We start from the raw sequence: 17,244 nt of genomic DNA on the forward strand, positions 1-17,244 counted from the left end.
ACAATTTAATGTCACGTTTCAGAAACATTGTCAGTATGGCTATACTAGCCATCATCTTACCTTTATCAGCTCAGTCTCAGTCCACACTTGATCTGGACAGGATATTTACCGCGTATGAATTCAGCCCTGAGTGGCTGGGGCCAGTACGCTGGTTTGATGATGGTGATAGTTACATCAGGCTGGAAAAGTCCGCTGCACACCCTGAAGCTCGGGATCTGGTAAAATACAATACAGTGAGTGGTGAGAAAACCATACTGATACCAGCTTCTGCCCTTATTCCTGAGGGAAGCGGGCAACCCCTTTTTGTAGAGAACTACTACTGGTCCCCGGATAAATCCAGGCTGTTGATATTTACCAATTCGCAGAGAGTATGGAGATATAATACCAAGGGAGATTATTGGGTGTATAATTTACAAAATAAGACACTCAGGAAGCTGGGTGGTAAGGACGCAAAATCTTCATCACTGATGTTTGCCAAATTTTCTCCCGACGGTCAAAAAGTGGCCTATGTAAGAGAGCATAATATCTATGTAGAACCTTTGGCTTCAGACGAAATCGTTCAGCTAACATCTGATGGCAGTGAAAGGGTCATCAATGGTACTTTTGACTGGGCCTACGAAGAAGAATTTGACTGCCGGGATGGTTTCAGGTGGAGCCCTGATAGTAAGTCAATTGCCTACTGGCGTATTGATGCCACCTCTATCCGCAACTTTTATATGATCAACAATACCGATTCGGCCTATTCGCAGATCATACCGGTGCAATATCCAAAAGCGGGGGAAACACCTTCCGAATGTAAAGTAGGAATAGTAAATGCGACCGGAGGCCCTACCACCTGGATGCACGTGTCGGGTGACCCCAGGCAAAATTATATTCCCCGTATGATCTGGACGCCCGATTCGGAATCAGTTCTGGTTCAGCACCTGAACAGAGCCCAGAACCATAACCGAGTGACCAGGGGAGATGTAAAAATGGGTAATACAAAGGTGATATATGAGGATAAGGAAACTGCATGGCTTGATGTGGTCAACGATTTTCAATACCTGAACAAGGGGCAGGACTTCACATGGGTTAGTGAAAAGAGTGGCTGGAAAGCAGCATATATCATATCGGCCGATGGAAAGAAAGAACAGCGCATCACTCCGGCTGGGCAGGATATGACAGAGATCATGCTGATAGATGAAAAAGGTGGATGGCTCTACTATATGGCTTCACCTGCCAACGCCACTCAGCGTTATTTGTACAGAACAAAGCTTTCCGGCAAATCAAAACAGCAAAGGATATCTCCCGAAGCTCAGGCAGGTACACATGAGTACGATATAACTCCTAATGGCAAATATGCCGTACATACCTTTTCCAAAGCGGGGGTGCCGCCGGTAACCAATCTTATTTCCCTGCCGGATCATAAAGTTATTCGCAACCTCATCTCAAATGAAAAACTGAAGGAAAAAGTAGATGCACTTGATAAAAAGCCTATGGAGTTTTTCACTGTTGATATTGGTGAAGGAGTTTCTCTGGATGCTTATATGATCAAGCCCGTGGATTTTGACCCCGCCAAAAAGTATCCTGTCCTCTTCTATGTATATGGCGAGCCATGGAGCCAGACAGTGTTAGATAGCTGGGGAGGCTCTACCTATTTGTGGCATTTGATGCTGACACAGCAAGGCTATATTGTGATGAGCGTCGATAACCGGGGAACGCCGGGGCCGAAAGGCAGGGAATTCAGAAAAAGCGTATACGGCCAGATAGGTGTACTCTCATCAGCTGACCAGGCAGCTGCGGTAAAAAAAATAATTAATAATTACAGCTTTGTTGACCCTGACCGCATTGGCATCTGGGGGTGGAGCGGAGGTGGAGCCATGACCTTAAATGCCATGTTCAGATATCCGGAGATATATAAAGTAGGTATGTCCGTTGCGCCTGTGACCAACCAATTATTATATGACAACATTTACCAGGAACGATACTCAGGTATACCATCAGTGAATCCGGAAGGGTATGAAAAAGGATCACCCATTAACTTTGCCAAAAACCTGAAAGGAGACCTGCTACTGGTACATGGCACCGGCGATGATAATGTACATTATCAGCACACAGAGATGTTAATCAATGAGTTGGTAAAATACAATAAATTATTCTCGCTGATGTCATACCCGAATCGCTCGCACGGCATATACGAGGGGGAAAATACCTCTCGGCATTTGCGAGAAACCCTGACTCATTATTTGAAAACACATTTGCCGGCCGGCCCTAAATAAACATGAGTTACTTTCAACTTATACTCACCTTGATCTTCAGTGCCGGGAGCGGTGTTACATGGCAGTTATATACTCTTGAAAAAGAAGCGTCCCTCAGAGGTATAGCTGCCGTGGACGAAAATGTTTGCTGGGTTGGTGGTAGCAACAGTGTGCTGGCCAAAACGACAGATGGCGGCAGCAGCTGGCAGTATTATGATCTTGTCAAGGCTCCTGATGCCGAATTTCGTGACATTCAGGCCTTTGGCCCGGATACGGTGATTGTAATGAGTGCCGGAGAAGGCGATAAGTCTAAAATTTTCAAAACCACGGACGGGGGAAATACATGGAGGACGGTTTTGGAAAACAAATTTCCGAAAGGATTTTTTAATGGTATAGCATTCTGGAATTCCCGGGAGGGTATTTTGACCGGTGATCCTATAGACGGTAAATTGTTTGTGATGACCACTGCAGACGCGGGAGAGTCCTGGCAGCGGGTTACGAACCTTCCTGATGTGGTGGAAAACGAGTATGGCTTTGCCGCCAGTGGCAGCCACATTACGGTACAGGGAGATCACGTGTGGATTGGTACCGGGGGAACCGTGGCACGTATATTTCATTCTGCTGATAAAGGGGCTAACTGGGAAGTAGTCAACACGCCAATGTTACAGGGTGAGCCATCGCTGGGTATTTTCTCTATGGCCGTTTCCCATAGCGGAATGGGGTTAGCAGTAGGTGGTGATTACACTGACGAAGAAGGAATGGGAGACAAAAATTTAATATACTCTCAGGACAATGGCAGCACATGGAATGTTTATGAAGGACACAGCATGCCATTTAGGTCTGCCGTGCGATTTGTAAATGATATGATCCTGATAACCGGACCGTCGGGTTCCGAATATTCCGGGGACAACGGTCGCAGCTGGATGAAGGTAAATGGTATGGGATTTCATACCTTAGACGTCGGAAACAACGGTGTGGTCTGGGCCGCCGGATCAGGAGGACGAATTGGAAAAATGAAAATTGATTAAATAAAAAAGGGTTTTAATTATGGAAATAAATCTATTTGCTTCACAAACGTATAAAGATCGCCGAAATGCACTGAAGAAAAAGCTGGGCCAAGGCGTGGTGCTGATATTAGGTAACGATGAAAGTAGCATAAACTTCAAGGATAATTGGTATCCTTTTCGTCAGGACAGTACATTTCTATATTACTTTGGGCTCAACCTGCCCGGGCTTACAGCAATCATAGACATCGACAATGATCGGGAGATTATATTTGGAAATGAATTAAGTATTGATGACATCGTATGGACAGGTCCTCAGCCTTCGCTGGCCGAGCTTGCCGAAAAAGTGGCCGTTACCGATGTGCTGCCCACATCCCGTATAGCTGAGCACGTAAGTACTTCCACGTTGTACCTGCCTCCGTATCGCCCGGAACACTCCGTGAAACTGAGTAACTGGACTACGAAAAGTGTTGCAGAAGCTTCATCGGCCTACTCTGTTGAATTAATTAAGGCCATAGCGCAGCAAAGATCCGTAAAGTCTGCTGAAGAGCTGGAAGAAATCGGCAAGGCGGCTACCATTACCAGCGAAATGCACCTGGCAGTAATGAAAGCCGCAAGACCCGGCATGAAGGAACACGAACTTGTTGGAGTAGCTATGAGAACGGCGGCTGAGCATAACGTCAGTCTTTCTTTTCCTCCAATCATGACCATTAACGGAAGCATCCTGCACAACCACTACTATGGCAATAAGCTTGAGGAAGGACAGATGCTCCTGTTTGACGGAGGGACCGAATCGCCAAGAAACTATGCCGGGGATATGACAAGGACTTTTCCTGTGGGTGGCAGTTTCGATGCAAGGCAAAAGGCTTTATATGATATTGTACACAGCTCACATTCGGCAGCTGTGGAGGCTTTGAAGCCGGGAGCAGTTTTTAAAGATATTCATTTGCTGGCCGCTAAGAAGCTGGTGGAAGGACTTACGGAAGCAGGCATTATGAAAGGAAATGCAGAAGAAGCCGTGAATGCTGGTGCGCACACCATGTTCTTCCAGTGCGGGCTGGGCCATTTGATGGGCCTGGATGTGCATGATATGGAAAACTATGGTGAGCAGTACATTGGCTACACCGATACTCTCGTGAAGAGTAAAGAATTTGGCCTTAAATCGCTGAGATTGGGTAAGGCCGTTGAGAAAGGATACGTTGTTACCATTGAGCCGGGTATCTATATCATTCCGGAACTTATAGATATGTATAAAGCTGAAAACAAGTTTGCAGAATTTATCAACTACAACGAGCTTGAAAGCTACAGACATTTCGGGGGCATACGTATTGAAGATGACTATGTGATTACGGATTCGGGAAGTGACCTTTTGGGCAAACCACTGGTAAGATCATCAGGAGATGTGGAAGAAGTAAGAAAGGAAGCTGTAAATAATGGAAAAGTTATAGCTAAAGTATAGTCAGGCAAAGGTAGGGCATATTTACAAAAAGGGAGAGCCGGGGAGCCTGCTACATTTGCAGAGAAATTCTATCAGAACTTTCTCTGCAAATGTAGTAGCAGGCCCTTCAGGCTTTAACCGGCGCTTTGTACACCATTTAGTCTTTCTTCTCCCGTATAATAAATCGTCAATAGTGACTCCATTTCCTCCTTGCCGCTGGCAATGTTATTGATCTTGTTCCAAAGCTCGTTGCTGATGAGCTCACGCAGAGGCTGCTCCAGTTTAGGGATGAGCCGGAATGGCTTGATGAGCTTCTTATCCCATACTTTGGCATACCTGGGGAGGTCGTCAGGGTAAACAATCTTTCTTTGGGTGCCCTCAGGAAAGGGACGAAACGGCTCGGAAAGGTTGAGATAGCCATAATCATCCGTTAACTGCTCCCCGGGGTGAATGTCCCTGACAGCAATTTCGAAATCATAAGGAGTAGTAAAACAATTGGAGTTGAAGCTGTGATTGACAAATCGCCCGTTGTCCCAGCATAAAATAAAGTTGCCCTCACCATTGCGGTAAGCATAAACATCCAGGATGTTTTTGTAGAATTCCTCCATTTCAGAAACTTCCGAAGGAGTAAATTCGCGATCCAGCCTGTCGAGCACCCAGGTAATGGTGCCGGCCGGAATGAAAGACGTGGCTACAACCCCGTAGCCAATCTCTTTGCTGATAAATTTCAGTTCAGTATGCGGATGTATCATAGTTGAAAATACGAAAAAGGTTGAGTTATCAAATAGGGGAGACCAATAATTAATATCCGTTCCCCGGGCTGCTTATTTACTATTAAAGGTGCAGAGAAGGTGTTTTGTTATTTAAAAAGCGGAAATGAGTAAGGAATGGGCTGGTCCCGCTGAAAAAAGTGACAATAATTTAGCCTTGCTAAATTGGCGTTGAGAAATAAATTCACTTTATTTGAGCGTTCTTAAAAAGCACCATCAGCACCGGTGTTTCGGGAGTCAGATATCATGGTTTCTTAATAAATTGATCAATTAAATTTTACATTGTATCAATTTTGATGTAAGGTTTATTGGTGATTTGCAAGTTTTTAACTCTTTTTTCGCCTAAACCACTTCTTCTTACCACATTTTTTCCTCATATTGTGATTTGTTTTCCTGACTAGTTTTGTGCTTAATGGCTTTGTTTCATTAAACTGCATAATCTGCCATTAAGACTTTACAGAAGTACTTTGGAGACCATAAACATTTATTATCTAAACAATTTTAGGTTTATTTTTGCTTTAATTAAAAAACACAAATACTATGAGACTTAGAAACTTACTAATCATATTCGCCATAACTTTCACTGGCTTAGGATTTTCTGCATGTACTGACGAATCTGAAGAGATAATCCCACAACCATTAAATGGAAGTGAGGGTCAGGCCACAACGGGGAGTGGAGGAGAAAACAGTCAAGGAAACTAATCTATAATTAAGTGAGTAAACTTTTGGATGTAAGATATTGAGACGAATAGACTGCGCCTTAATGCCCATAAATTACGACCTTTAAACTTCGTAAAACCAATGCAATGAAATTAACCTATACCCTAATACTCAGTTTTGTTTTACTATCCTGTTCTGAAAAAGAAAGTGTAAAACCAGATAATTTAGAGTTACCCACTGATAAAGCAGGTCTGGAGCAAGTTATTAATTCCAATAATGACGATGATCAAAAGTTAGCTGCATATTGGGAGCTGTATAAAATAGACAGGCAAAGCAATTTTGATCAGGCTAAACTTTATTTAGAAGATATTTCCATCTTAGCCAATCGAACAGGCAATAATTTGTTTCAAGGTAGGGTTTCTCATGCCAATGGTCTTATCTCATATAGAGACGGTGATTATGTGGATGCAGTAGCTCATTATTTAGAGGCTATCGACTTTTTCGCAAGCCTTGATGACCCCATATACAGAGCAGATGCTTTGAACAATATCGGCGTTGTTTTTATGGAGACGGGTAACTATGAATATGCAATCAAGTTTTTAACTAAGGCGAGAGAAAATTATTTGATGGCTAAAAATACTCGCTTTCTGGTTATGGTTGATATTAACTTGGGTATTAGTAGTTTTTCTAAGCAAGATCCTGATTTCGAAGGTGCGAATAAATACTTTCAAAGAGCGTTGGAACTAACAGGCGGGTTAGGGGAAAGGCAGGACTACTATTTTAATAGAATTTATAACCAGATTGGTGTAGTAAAATATAAACTGGCGGATTATAATGCAGCTATACATAATTATCAGCTTTCATTGGAGTACATAGGGATCGGAGAGGGAGTAGAAGAAAAGCAAGCTATAGCCTATGCTAACATTGGTGAGGCCTATATGGATCAGGGTAATCATGCAGAAGCGGAGAGATGGCTGGAAAAATCCCTGGAATTATCATCACATGTTCAAAACAATCTGGTTAAAGTTGATATCCATAACATGACAGCCAAGCTTTACCAGGTGCAGGGCATGCATAGTGAGGCTGTTGCTTATCTGGAAAAAGCTATTGAAATAGCCGACAAAGATGTAATTAATGAGTCGCTTCAGGAGACTATAGACCTTATTAGAGTGTCCTACAAGTTTTTACAAAACTCAGGTAAACCGGTAAGTGTTGCCAGGTACGAGACGGCATTTAGTGTAGACGGTATGCAGGATTCGCTTGAAGAAGAGCTTTTGGAAAAGGCCAACTTTAAATCGCTGCAGGCCGCCCTGGGGCTTTCTCTGGAACTGGACAATCAAATTAGAGAAAAGAAAGCGGAAGTTGAGCAAAGAGAGCTGATCAGCAACATTGCTTTGTCTTTGGGTATACTACTTATTATAGCCGCCATTCTTGGGTTTGTTTATACCATCAACTACAGAAGGACCAAAAAGAACAGGGACGAGTGGAAGGACGTATGCCTTGAGGTAAGGGACGTTCTTGAAAGTATTCCTAATTAATCGTCCTAAGATAAAACATCAAACTATTCATTACCCTTCATTACACTTGTTCTAAAAGTGCTCATAGGGAGGTGGATGACTTCGGTAGCTCCCTTCTATTGTTTATGACGTGCGCGTACAAAGCATTGATTTGCTGTGATTGCCATTGGTCATTTATTTTTACTAAACATTTGCCATTATAACATTGCTTGCCTGAGTAGAATCCAGAAAGGCCCTTACGTTTTGTGTGTTTTGAAACGAAGATAATCTGTGTCATAATAATGGTTTTTAAACCTCCTCCTCCCTAAATTTTCATGATTGAAAGTTGATTTTATTACTACTTTAGTTGAAAGTATCAGGAATCCTTTCCATCCGGGATATACGGCCGTACTTTCGGATCATGCTTAAAACAGTGGAGTGAGTGAATCGGAAAACCAAGAACTCTCCACGCAAAGCTTACCCGTGAAACAAGATTTGCTTACTGCTTTTGCCGATTGCTATTAACCACTTTCTGTCAAATACAGAAGCAAAAAGTTCGTGTCTCCCCAGAAATTCCGCCTGATCCGTGCTTTCGCCAATACATTATTTCAATTCCCATGCACTTTCTTGCGGGTGTCTATTGAGAGAACTCTGCGACATTCAGCGTGCACACATATGATATCATACAAGTCAGGTGCTGTAGATACTTCTCAATTTTTGGGTGCCACGAGTAAAGTGTAGTCAACGGCTCATGCGCTATCTCTGATCCGGGAGAAATCTCGCGGATACGGATTTATTATTTCTTAAAACAAAAGTCTTTTCGTCTACTTATTAAATGGCTTGCCACCATTGGCTATGGAGCTGATCAGTTCCGTGGCATACCGCAGTTTGGCTTCTATTTCTTTGTTTCTCATATAGGTAGTTTCCAACTCGTCAACCGCCGACATAAATGAGTTGATCAGGCTCTGGCAAGCTTCTGTATTTCCGTTTTCAATTAAGTGCTGACATGCCTTAATGGCATTTCTATACCGCTGCACTGTCTCAAAAGCATCGCTCCCTTCGGGTAAAGACAGACCGGCGGATGAAGATTTTACGGGGCGACCTGCATGCTCCGGATTATCTGCAAAGAAGTGCTCTACCGGAACACTCAGTATACTGCTGATTTTAATGAGCAGGTCAACTTTTGGGTATCCTTTTCCGGTTTCATAAACAGATATAGTCCTCACATTTACGCCAATCTTTTCTGCAAGAGCTTCCTGACCGAGGTGCGCCTTTTCTCTGAAGTACCTAAAATTTCTGGCAAAAGTTGACTTTTTTGTCAATATATGATTATTTTAGCATATCAACTTGATAAAAAAATCAAGTTTATGATTTTTTACACATTTAAGAAGTGTCAAAGATATAAAAAAAGAACTTAAAAATCAGGTGATTATGAGCCTGTTGAAATTAAAAAAGCATGAAAAATCAGGTTCGTTTATATCCGCTTCAGGATAAGTGTAGGCAATCAGCATTTTAACTTTTAACCTTAAACTTACAAATACCAACAACGTGAAGAAGCAGGACAAATCAGAGCACTACCAGAAGATTATTGACAGTATGGAAGAACTGACATCCAAAATGGATGCCATCGCCCAGGAGTACTTTGAGGCAAACGTAGATTTTATAAGTAAACTGGGCGATGCCCGGTTGAGAGACGGACTTTCAGAAGACGCACGCCTTTCGTACTACGACAGGCGGTTCAAAGATTTATTAGAGGAACTTGAGAACGAAAACAGGCTTTTGAAGCGGGAGAAAATCAATCTCCAGTTCCGGAAAAGTCTGCTCACAGCAGACGAAAGCACTTCTTTAATATAGAAAAAGGCAACCCTAAAGTGGGTTTAGGTTGAAGTCATCGTGGGGGATATGCACATACATATCTCCCAGATGATGCTTCTGTTATCCTCTCCAATAGTTTTGGACTAGTAGTTTTCTTAAAAATAATATATTGTTGGCTTATCAGGCTTTCTGCTCAATAGCAGAAAGCCTTTTTATTCCAGCACCGTGTCGGAGCCCCACCGGCCTGTTTTTAACGCTTTTGTTTACAAGTTCTTACAAAAGTTACTACTGTTACCGTAAGACCCCTGTTATGCAATACACAAAAGTTGAGGTGTCTTTTTGCATACCCGGGATTATCTAATTGATCATGAATAAATTGTAATCTAATTTATTTATGTTAAATTTTTATTTATAAAATAATTATATTATTCTTGATGCGTATTTTTGTGAATAAATCAATTTATTTTTATCCAATTAACATGTCTATGGTTCGAATTTTAGTCTGTATTATGGCTTTATCTGTTGCCTTTTGTGGTTCGTTAAGGGCCCAGGAGGAAACAGCTTATACCGAATTCCTGCCTCCCGCACCTACAGCAGCGGAGCTTGGAAAGTATGGCCTTATGCCCCCGGTGGCTTCCAGCGGAGTGCCAGGTATTGATGTGCCCCTTTATAATTACTCCACTACCTACATCAATGTGCCCATTTCCCTGAGCTACCACTCTGATGGTATCAAGGTAGATCAGGTAGCTTCCTGGGTGGGTCTCAGCTGGTCGCTAAACGCAGGCGGCGTAATCACCCGGATTGTAAAAGGCCGGGCAGATGATAGTGCACCACCGGCTTACCCCGACAACATTGCTCAGAACAATGTACAAACGGTTGAGTATCTCAGGCAGGCCATGGATGGTGAAATAGATACCGAACCCGATCTGTTTGCATTCAACTTTATGGGGTATACAGGAAAATTTATTTATGACCGGGAGGGGGTGGTACATGTTATGCCCCATCAAAACATAAAAATCGAAAGGACAATAAACCCCAATGAAGAAGCTGGTGAGTTTAAGGTAACTACCACTGATGGCGTGCAATACTTTTTCGGAGGGGCCAATGCAACAGAACTGACCATAACCTCAGCCAACAGTCCAGGTTGTGGAAAAGAGTATAGCCTGCCGGAAGAGACAGCTTTCTACCTTACCAGGATCCTTCATCCCACCGGCGAGGAAATCAACTTTACATATACCTCCTATGGATACAGCTACACCGGGGGTGTAACACAAACCCTTAGGATTAATACCGGCATAGAGGGATGTACCCAGGGCCATTGTCCCGGAGAATCTATCAACCGTTGTGAATCGCGTTTTCTGATGAAGGCGGTGAGGCTATCGGGTATTTCTTCGCCAAACTATGGAAGTGTTAATTTTTACTCTCCCAATCCAAGAGCTGACCTTGCAGGGGACTACGAGCTTGATCGCATCGAGGTGAACAAGCCCGGAGGGGCACTGCTAAAGACTTTTAAATTTGACTATGAATATTCCATTAACCCGAGATTGTTTTTGATGGGGGTGGATGAGGTAAGCCCGAACCCGCTTGATCAGGTCAAACGGTACACTTTTGAGTACCATGATAAAGATGCTTTGCCGGCCCGTTTGTCATACTCCCAGGACCATTGGGGGTATTTTAACGGAGCAGATAATGAGTACCTGTTCCCGAAAGATAACCTAAGGCCTGACCTGTTTGATGACCGGGGAGGAGACCGCGGTGTGAACCCTGCTGCCACCCAGAAAGGCATCCTTAAGAAAATCACTTATCCGACCGGAGGCTACACGGAGTATAGCTATGAACAAAACACAGTTTACAGCAAGAAAACCGTAACTGATGAAACTCCGGTAAATATCGAACTGAAAACCATGGGGGGCCCGGGAGAAATAGGGAAAAACACGGTTACGGAAACTATATTCATGCCCAATCAGCAGAGAATTCGCGTTGTAGGAGGAGCCAGTTATGATCCGCGTCTCGCAGACCCTAACCTAGGTTGTGATACTTTGAAAGCCAAGGCCCTGTTTTGGATTACTAATGTTACGAATAATACGCCCATGATTGATGCTGATGGGCACCCTATTATCGGCATCCCTTGTAAAGGGTTTGATAAATACCTGATTTTTCTTCCGAATAAAAAGTACGAATTAAAAGTAACGGTAGTTGGCGAATGTACTGCGGGAGGTATTACACTGACCTATAATGACCAAAAATCTTATGAGGTAGAGGCTAATATTAACGTAGGCGGGCTTCGGGTAAAAAAGATCACAAATTATGATCCTGGTGCCAATCATGAAGAAGTAAAGGTATTTCATTACGCGGCCTTAGCTTCATTAAGTGAATCATCCGGCGAACTATCCGTTGACCCTAAAAACACCTATTACACCGCTACTGAAAGTGTTGTGTGCGATGAATATCCCTGCGAGGTTACCTGTAGAGGGGCCATGCTTTATTCAAACAGCCTGAAGGACCTGTATGCCAACGGTACAGGGCATATTGCCTACGAATATGTTACGGTAAGCCATGGGGAGAATTTTGAGTATGGCGGTGAGGAACAGAAGTTTATCATCCAGCATAATAACCAGAACAGGAGGGTGAAAGGAGATATCATTATGGGTACTCCCTATACCAATATAGGGTGGAACCACGGCCTTCTGAAGATTTCAAGGAAGTTTAAAATGATCGGTGATCAAATTCCTGTGATACTCTATGAGAAACATAACAACTATGAGCAGGATAGCAGGCATTATGTAGAAGTTCCGGCGTTAATAGCAAAGAAGAAAGTAGAAGGTATATGCCACGAAAAGGAGTTAACCATTACATGTGATGGTACAGATAGAAGCATATATGGATATGTGTGTATAACCAATCATGATCATATGCTGCATACAGGAACAAGAGGGTGGCGATGTATAGCCTTTAACTCTGACAATAGGTGGAGGCGGGTATGGACCTCTCCCTGTCACGATGTTCCGGCAGGACAGACCATTGTATTACATTACCAGCTTGACAATATCAATGCCATGGAATACGGCAATATTTCATGGTGGCATTACCTTGATTATTCCACCGAGACGTTTTATGATGATAACGGGGCCAACCCGATCGTAAAGATTACCTACTACCAGTATGATAATCCCGAGCATTTACAACTGACCTACACAAAAACAGAAAGATCAGGTGAGATAGGTGAGCAGAAGGATATCAGTGAGACCTACATTAGGTATCCGGATGACTATACTGTTCCGGGGTTGCAGACCCTTAAGGACAAACATATAGTAGGGGTTCCTGTAAAAACAGAGAAGGTGATTAACGGTAACCAGGTAGAAGGCCAGGTTATTGACTATAATGATTACGGACAGCCTCAGGAAGTACACCGATACCAGTCCAATACCCTGAAGCCGCCATTGACCCATCACCCTGCGCAGATTGACCTGACAGATCATGAACTGGAAACTTCAATTATTTACAACCCTCAGACGCACCGCATAGAGCAAATCGAGCAAAAGGGAGACAGGGAGGCCGCATACCTTTGGGGATATAACCAGACCGAGCCTATTGCAGAGGTGAAGAACGCTACTGCAGAGCAGGTATACCATACCAGTTTTGAGGAAACAGGCTTTCTTGATGCTGCAAATGCCAAAACAGGACAGCGCTACCATAACAGCGGAAGTTTTTCCATACCGGCTTCATTTAACCCTGCCAGCACGGGCAACCTGAAAATGAGCTACTGGTACTGGGATGGCTCGGCCTGGATATTTAGTGGTGAGCTCGATTTTAGCAGAAGTATCAGCAGTGCGGGAACACGCCTGGATGAGATCAGGGTATACCCGGCGGGAGCTTTAATGACCACCTATACCTACGACCTGGGTGTAGGCCTTCTATCCAAAACGGATGCCAATAACCTCTCCTCTTACTACACATACGATGGCCTGGGAAGGCTGATTGGTGTTGCCGATCATGAACACAGGCCAATACAGAAGTATGAATACCACTATGCCGGCCAGTAAATTATCGATCTCTACCATTAATGTGAATTCTGAAATAATCATGAAAATATTAAGCTATATAAAATATTGCCTTGTATGCTCCCTGTTAGTAATGTGTACACTCGCCCATGCACAGGAAACAGCCGCCCCACCTATTGACGACGGAGGTGGAGGAGACCCCGGAGGCGGAGGTGGAGAGACCTATACCTTTGCGATTTATTCTGATAAATCATGGAAGCTGATGCCGGGCACAACTGCCAGATACTGGGTTCACGATGGAACTGTTGGAACATGGGACGTTACCGGTGGTACCAAAATTTCACAAAATAGTAAAGAGGTAACAGTTAAATGGGGGACGGGAGATAAAGGAAAGATTATTGCTACGGGTTATTTGAATGGAGGAATTGCCTCCGGGCAAAAGGAAATAGATATTATACAACCTCCGAAGGTGCCGTATCAGCCTGAGCAGTTAGAGCAGTGCAATGGTGATATGAAGCATTATATGAAGCGCGGATATGGCTCTCCGGAATCATCCACTATCCGTTGGTACTGGCAAATAGGTACGGAAAATAAGAATATAAACAGAGGTTTTGAGACTCAAATTGAGATTACTCCATCCAATATTACCAATACATTTTATCTTCAGGCATACGATACTGAAACCGGACTGTGGAGTGCCCGCTCAACTGGAAGGACTGCACAAAGATATTACCCGGATATATCCGGACTACGTGGAGGTACTGCATGCGGAGGTACATATACGCTATATCTAATGTCGGCTGAAGATGCCGATAAGTTTTTGTTTCAGGCAGAGTGGTATAATGCAAGTACGAATGACAAGGTCGGTACGGGGAGATCTATTGCTGTTCCTCCAGGAAGTTACTATGCTAAAATCACTACCAAATACCCATATAGGTGTTTTGAAGAGAAAACTCCTACTGTGCCGGTGCATGCCCCAACTATCCCATCGGTTGATCCCGGGGAAATAAGTGGTGGTGGAAATTACTGCTCCTTAAATGAGTTCATGGCGAATGGCCGTCATATTGAGAGCATAAGTGCAGCCAGAATAACCAGTGGTATAGGTATCCTTGAGGGATACGAATGGTATATATCGACCAATTCGGGAACTTATATTATTTCAGGACAAACGAATCCTGATCTGTATGTGCCGGCGAATTTACCCGTGGATGCTGAAAACAAGAGTATATCATTTATTAGAAAGATAAAATATACGGGAAGCTGTAATGGTCAAATACTTAGGCTATCAGCATCCCCGGTATCCTTCAACGTATACGACAGACCGGAAGTCGCCAGTGCTACGGTTGACAATCAATGCGGGCAGTCTGTAATAAGTATGCCCCAGTCTTCAGGAAAATATACCTACTACTGGCAAACATCTGCTACGGGAACTGAAACCACGGATACCCGTGAGCAGATCACCGTACTGGAATCAGATGCCAGAAAGCAATACTACCTCAGGGCACGACACAACCTTACCCTTTGCTGGAACCTCGATGAAAATACCAGACTGGTTACAGCCAATCCCAAAGTGGTGCCTGCTGCTGAGATAATTGATGCCCCTCAATATGCATGTCCGGGTAGCCAGGTTACGTTAAATGCCAATGTTGCCGGGGCAAGTGTTGTATATTGGGAAAACAGCTCCAATGAAACGGTGGGCAGCGAGCCTGAATTGACCGTTAATATTCAGGAAACAGAAACATTTACCTTGCATACCCGCTCAGACGACAACTGCACCAACGAAAGCAGCGTTACCATACAGACTTATCCTGTAGACTATTATCAGCCCAATGTACCCCTGGTAGACAAGATCTCTAATACAGAATACAGGCTGATGCCCAACAATAGTTTATCGGGATTTTATTACTACTGGCTGGATCAGGGGATCGACAATGAAGCTGGAACGAGAACAGTTACCGAACCGGGAAAATACATACTGAAGGCGCTCAACTCCGACAACTGTGAAGTGGGCAGCAGCTCAGTAGAAGTATACGACCTCCAGCCGCACCTCAGCAAAACCATCACCAACCCCAACTATGTGAGGACTTTCACCTACCTGAAGGAGAATGTAACCGATGTAAATGACATAGCCCAGGTGGCAGAAAACACCCAGTACCTTGACGGACTGGGGCGGACTATCCAAGTGGTGGATAAGCAGGCGACACCGCAGAAAACTGACCTTGTAATGCCCCAGGAGTATGACGCCGCAGGCAATATGCCACGGGCGTACCTGCCCTACAAATCTTCGGCAAATGACGGTAATGTAAAAAACCTGCCTTATACAGACCAGCATGACTTTTACAATGCAGGTTCGCCCGCGACGGTAGCAGGCTCATATTATCCTTTTGCATTTACGGAAATAGAGCGGGCACCTACCCAACGTGCCAATACGCAGCATGCGCCCGGAGAAAGCTGGACAGGAGAGGCCGGTACGATCAGTAACAAAGGCATCCATAACGCAAGATGGAGCAATGCGGCAGGTGAAGTGCTGCTCTGGCGCGTTGTGAATGATGAGCCGGTGTATAAAGACATCAATGGAGCCAAAGTATACTACGCCGAAAACATGCTCTTCAAGATTGTTACCACCGATGAGCAAAAACACAAGGTGATCGAGTATACAGATAAGGAAGGTAAAACCATCCTGAAAAAGGTACAGGCCCATGAAAATGGTCAGACCGAAGCATGGGCGGATACCTACTACATCTATGATGACTTTGGCAATCTGAGATTTGTTTTGCCACCTATGGCCTGCAAAGCGATCAGTGAAGGTAGTGCGCTCAATGACGACCTTCTGATCCAGTGGGCTTTCCAGTATAAATATGATGCCCGCCAACGCATGATCGCGAAAAGGGTGCCCGGTGCCGATTGGGTGTACATGGTTTACGATGTTCGCGACAGGCTGGTGCTTACGCAGGATGGAGAGCAACGTGCAGACGGGAAGAATGAATGGGCTTTTACCAAATACGACCAGCTCGACCGGCCCGTTTTGACCGGTATTACAGATATGGGCGCAAAAACGACAGGTCAGCTTCGGACCGAAGTGGCTGCCATGAACGTGCTGTATGAGCAACGCGGCACTGCCGTACACGGGTATACCAATAACACATACCCGGCAGTAGCGGAAAACCATGCCTACCTTACGGCAACCTACTATGACGACTATTCATTTGTGGACCTGGCGGAGTTCGGCGGGGAGTTTGACTACAGGGCATCCTCAGCCTACTTTAAACGGGTAAAGGGCCTGGTTACCGGCAGCAAAATAAAAGGTACTGGTGTCAATGCTCCCTGGGTACTTACCGCCACCTACTACGACAACAAATACCGGGTGACCCTGTCAGTTACCAAATCGGAAGACCTTTTGAGTAACCATGCCACCACCTATGATTTTGCAGGAAGGGTATTATCAACATCGGCTTACTATCCAAAAGGGCAAAATGAATCATTGCGGATAGACAGGCGGTATGAATACGACCATGCAGGCCGGTTGCTGAGGGGGTATCATAAGCTTACCAAAAACAATGAGGAACAGGAGGAAGTACTGCTGGCCGAAAATCAATACAACGAGTTGGGCGAACTGATTGAGAAGAACCTGCACGTCGAGAACAGTACACCTCACCAGTCCATAGACTACCGGTACAACATCCGCGGATGGCTGCAAAGCGTAAACAACAGCACCCTGCTGGAAGAGGCCGGGGTGAACGTTAATGATGCCAATACAGACCTGTTTGGTATGGAACTGATGTATAACAATCTGCTTGATGGCGTATCTGTAGAGAATTAAAAA

At 44.2% G+C, this 17,244-nt stretch carries 10 protein-coding genes; 8 read left to right on the top strand and 2 right to left on the bottom strand.

Annotated features, from left to right (window positions below):
• Positions 1 to 35 precede the first annotated feature (35 nt).
• The 3 genes from LVD17_RS13780 to LVD17_RS13790 are packed head-to-tail and all read left to right on the top strand — an operon-like array spanning position 36 to position 4,700.
• Positions 36 to 2,258, top strand: coding sequence for a S9 family peptidase (locus tag LVD17_RS13780; protein WP_233767622.1), 2,223 nt, complete (start codon positions 36 to 38; stop codon positions 2,256 to 2,258).
• A gap of 2 nt (positions 2,259 to 2,260) precedes the next feature.
• The gene (locus LVD17_RS13785; RefSeq protein WP_233767623.1) at positions 2,261 to 3,265 is read left to right on the top strand and encodes a WD40/YVTN/BNR-like repeat-containing protein; all 1,005 of its coding nucleotides are present in this window, start codon (positions 2,261 to 2,263) and stop codon (positions 3,263 to 3,265) included.
• A 19-nt stretch (positions 3,266 to 3,284) separates the two neighbouring features.
• Positions 3,285 to 4,700: an aminopeptidase P family protein gene (locus tag LVD17_RS13790; RefSeq protein ID WP_233767625.1), complete on the top strand. Its 1,416-nt coding sequence runs from the start codon at positions 3,285 to 3,287 to the stop codon at positions 4,698 to 4,700.
• A gap of 113 nt (positions 4,701 to 4,813) precedes the next feature.
• Here the strand turns inward: LVD17_RS13790 and LVD17_RS13795 are convergent, their stop codons facing one another.
• A complete protein-coding gene (locus tag LVD17_RS13795; RefSeq protein ID WP_233767627.1) occupies positions 4,814 to 5,431 on the bottom strand; it encodes an SET domain-containing protein in 618 nt (205 codons plus the stop codon).
• Positions 5,432 to 5,989: 558 nt separating this feature from the next.
• Between LVD17_RS13795 and LVD17_RS13800 the strand changes: the two genes are divergently transcribed.
• A complete protein-coding gene (locus LVD17_RS13800) occupies positions 5,990 to 6,151 on the top strand; it encodes a hypothetical protein (RefSeq protein ID WP_233767629.1) in 162 nt (53 codons plus the stop codon).
• A gap of 104 nt (positions 6,152 to 6,255) precedes the next feature.
• Positions 6,256 to 7,647 carry a tetratricopeptide repeat protein gene (locus LVD17_RS13805; RefSeq protein ID WP_233767630.1) on the top strand — a complete coding sequence of 464 codons (1,392 nt, stop codon included), beginning with the start codon at positions 6,256 to 6,258 and terminating at the stop codon, positions 7,645 to 7,647.
• A 782-nt stretch (positions 7,648 to 8,429) separates the two neighbouring features.
• Here the strand turns inward: LVD17_RS13805 and LVD17_RS13810 are convergent.
• On the bottom strand, positions 8,430 to 8,927 hold the full coding sequence (locus LVD17_RS13810) for a helix-turn-helix transcriptional regulator (protein WP_233767631.1): 498 nt from the start codon (positions 8,925 to 8,927) through the stop codon (positions 8,430 to 8,432).
• 226 nt (positions 8,928 to 9,153) lie between these two features.
• On the opposite strand from LVD17_RS13810, the gene LVD17_RS13815 reads away from it, so the two are divergent.
• The 3 genes from LVD17_RS13815 (at position 9,154) to LVD17_RS13825 (ending at position 17,241) form a co-directional block, all read left to right on the top strand.
• The gene (locus LVD17_RS13815; RefSeq protein ID WP_233767633.1) at positions 9,154 to 9,459 is read left to right on the top strand and encodes a hypothetical protein; all 306 of its coding nucleotides are present in this window, start codon (positions 9,154 to 9,156) and stop codon (positions 9,457 to 9,459) included.
• Positions 9,460 to 9,929: 470 nt separating this feature from the next.
• Positions 9,930 to 13,463: a hypothetical protein gene (locus LVD17_RS13820; RefSeq protein ID WP_233767635.1), complete on the top strand. Its 3,534-nt coding sequence runs from the start codon at positions 9,930 to 9,932 to the stop codon at positions 13,461 to 13,463.
• Positions 13,414 to 17,241 (top strand): DUF6443 domain-containing protein, encoded by a 3,828-nt coding sequence (locus LVD17_RS13825; protein WP_233767637.1) that lies wholly within the window; start codon positions 13,414 to 13,416, stop codon positions 17,239 to 17,241. The genes LVD17_RS13820 and LVD17_RS13825 overlap by 50 nt, the downstream gene beginning before the upstream one ends.
• Positions 17,242 to 17,244: the final 3 nt, after the last annotated feature.

Origin of the sequence: Fulvivirga ulvae, assembly GCF_021389975.1 — a bacterium.
Taxonomy (GTDB): domain Bacteria; phylum Bacteroidota; class Bacteroidia; order Cytophagales; family Cyclobacteriaceae; genus Fulvivirga; species Fulvivirga ulvae.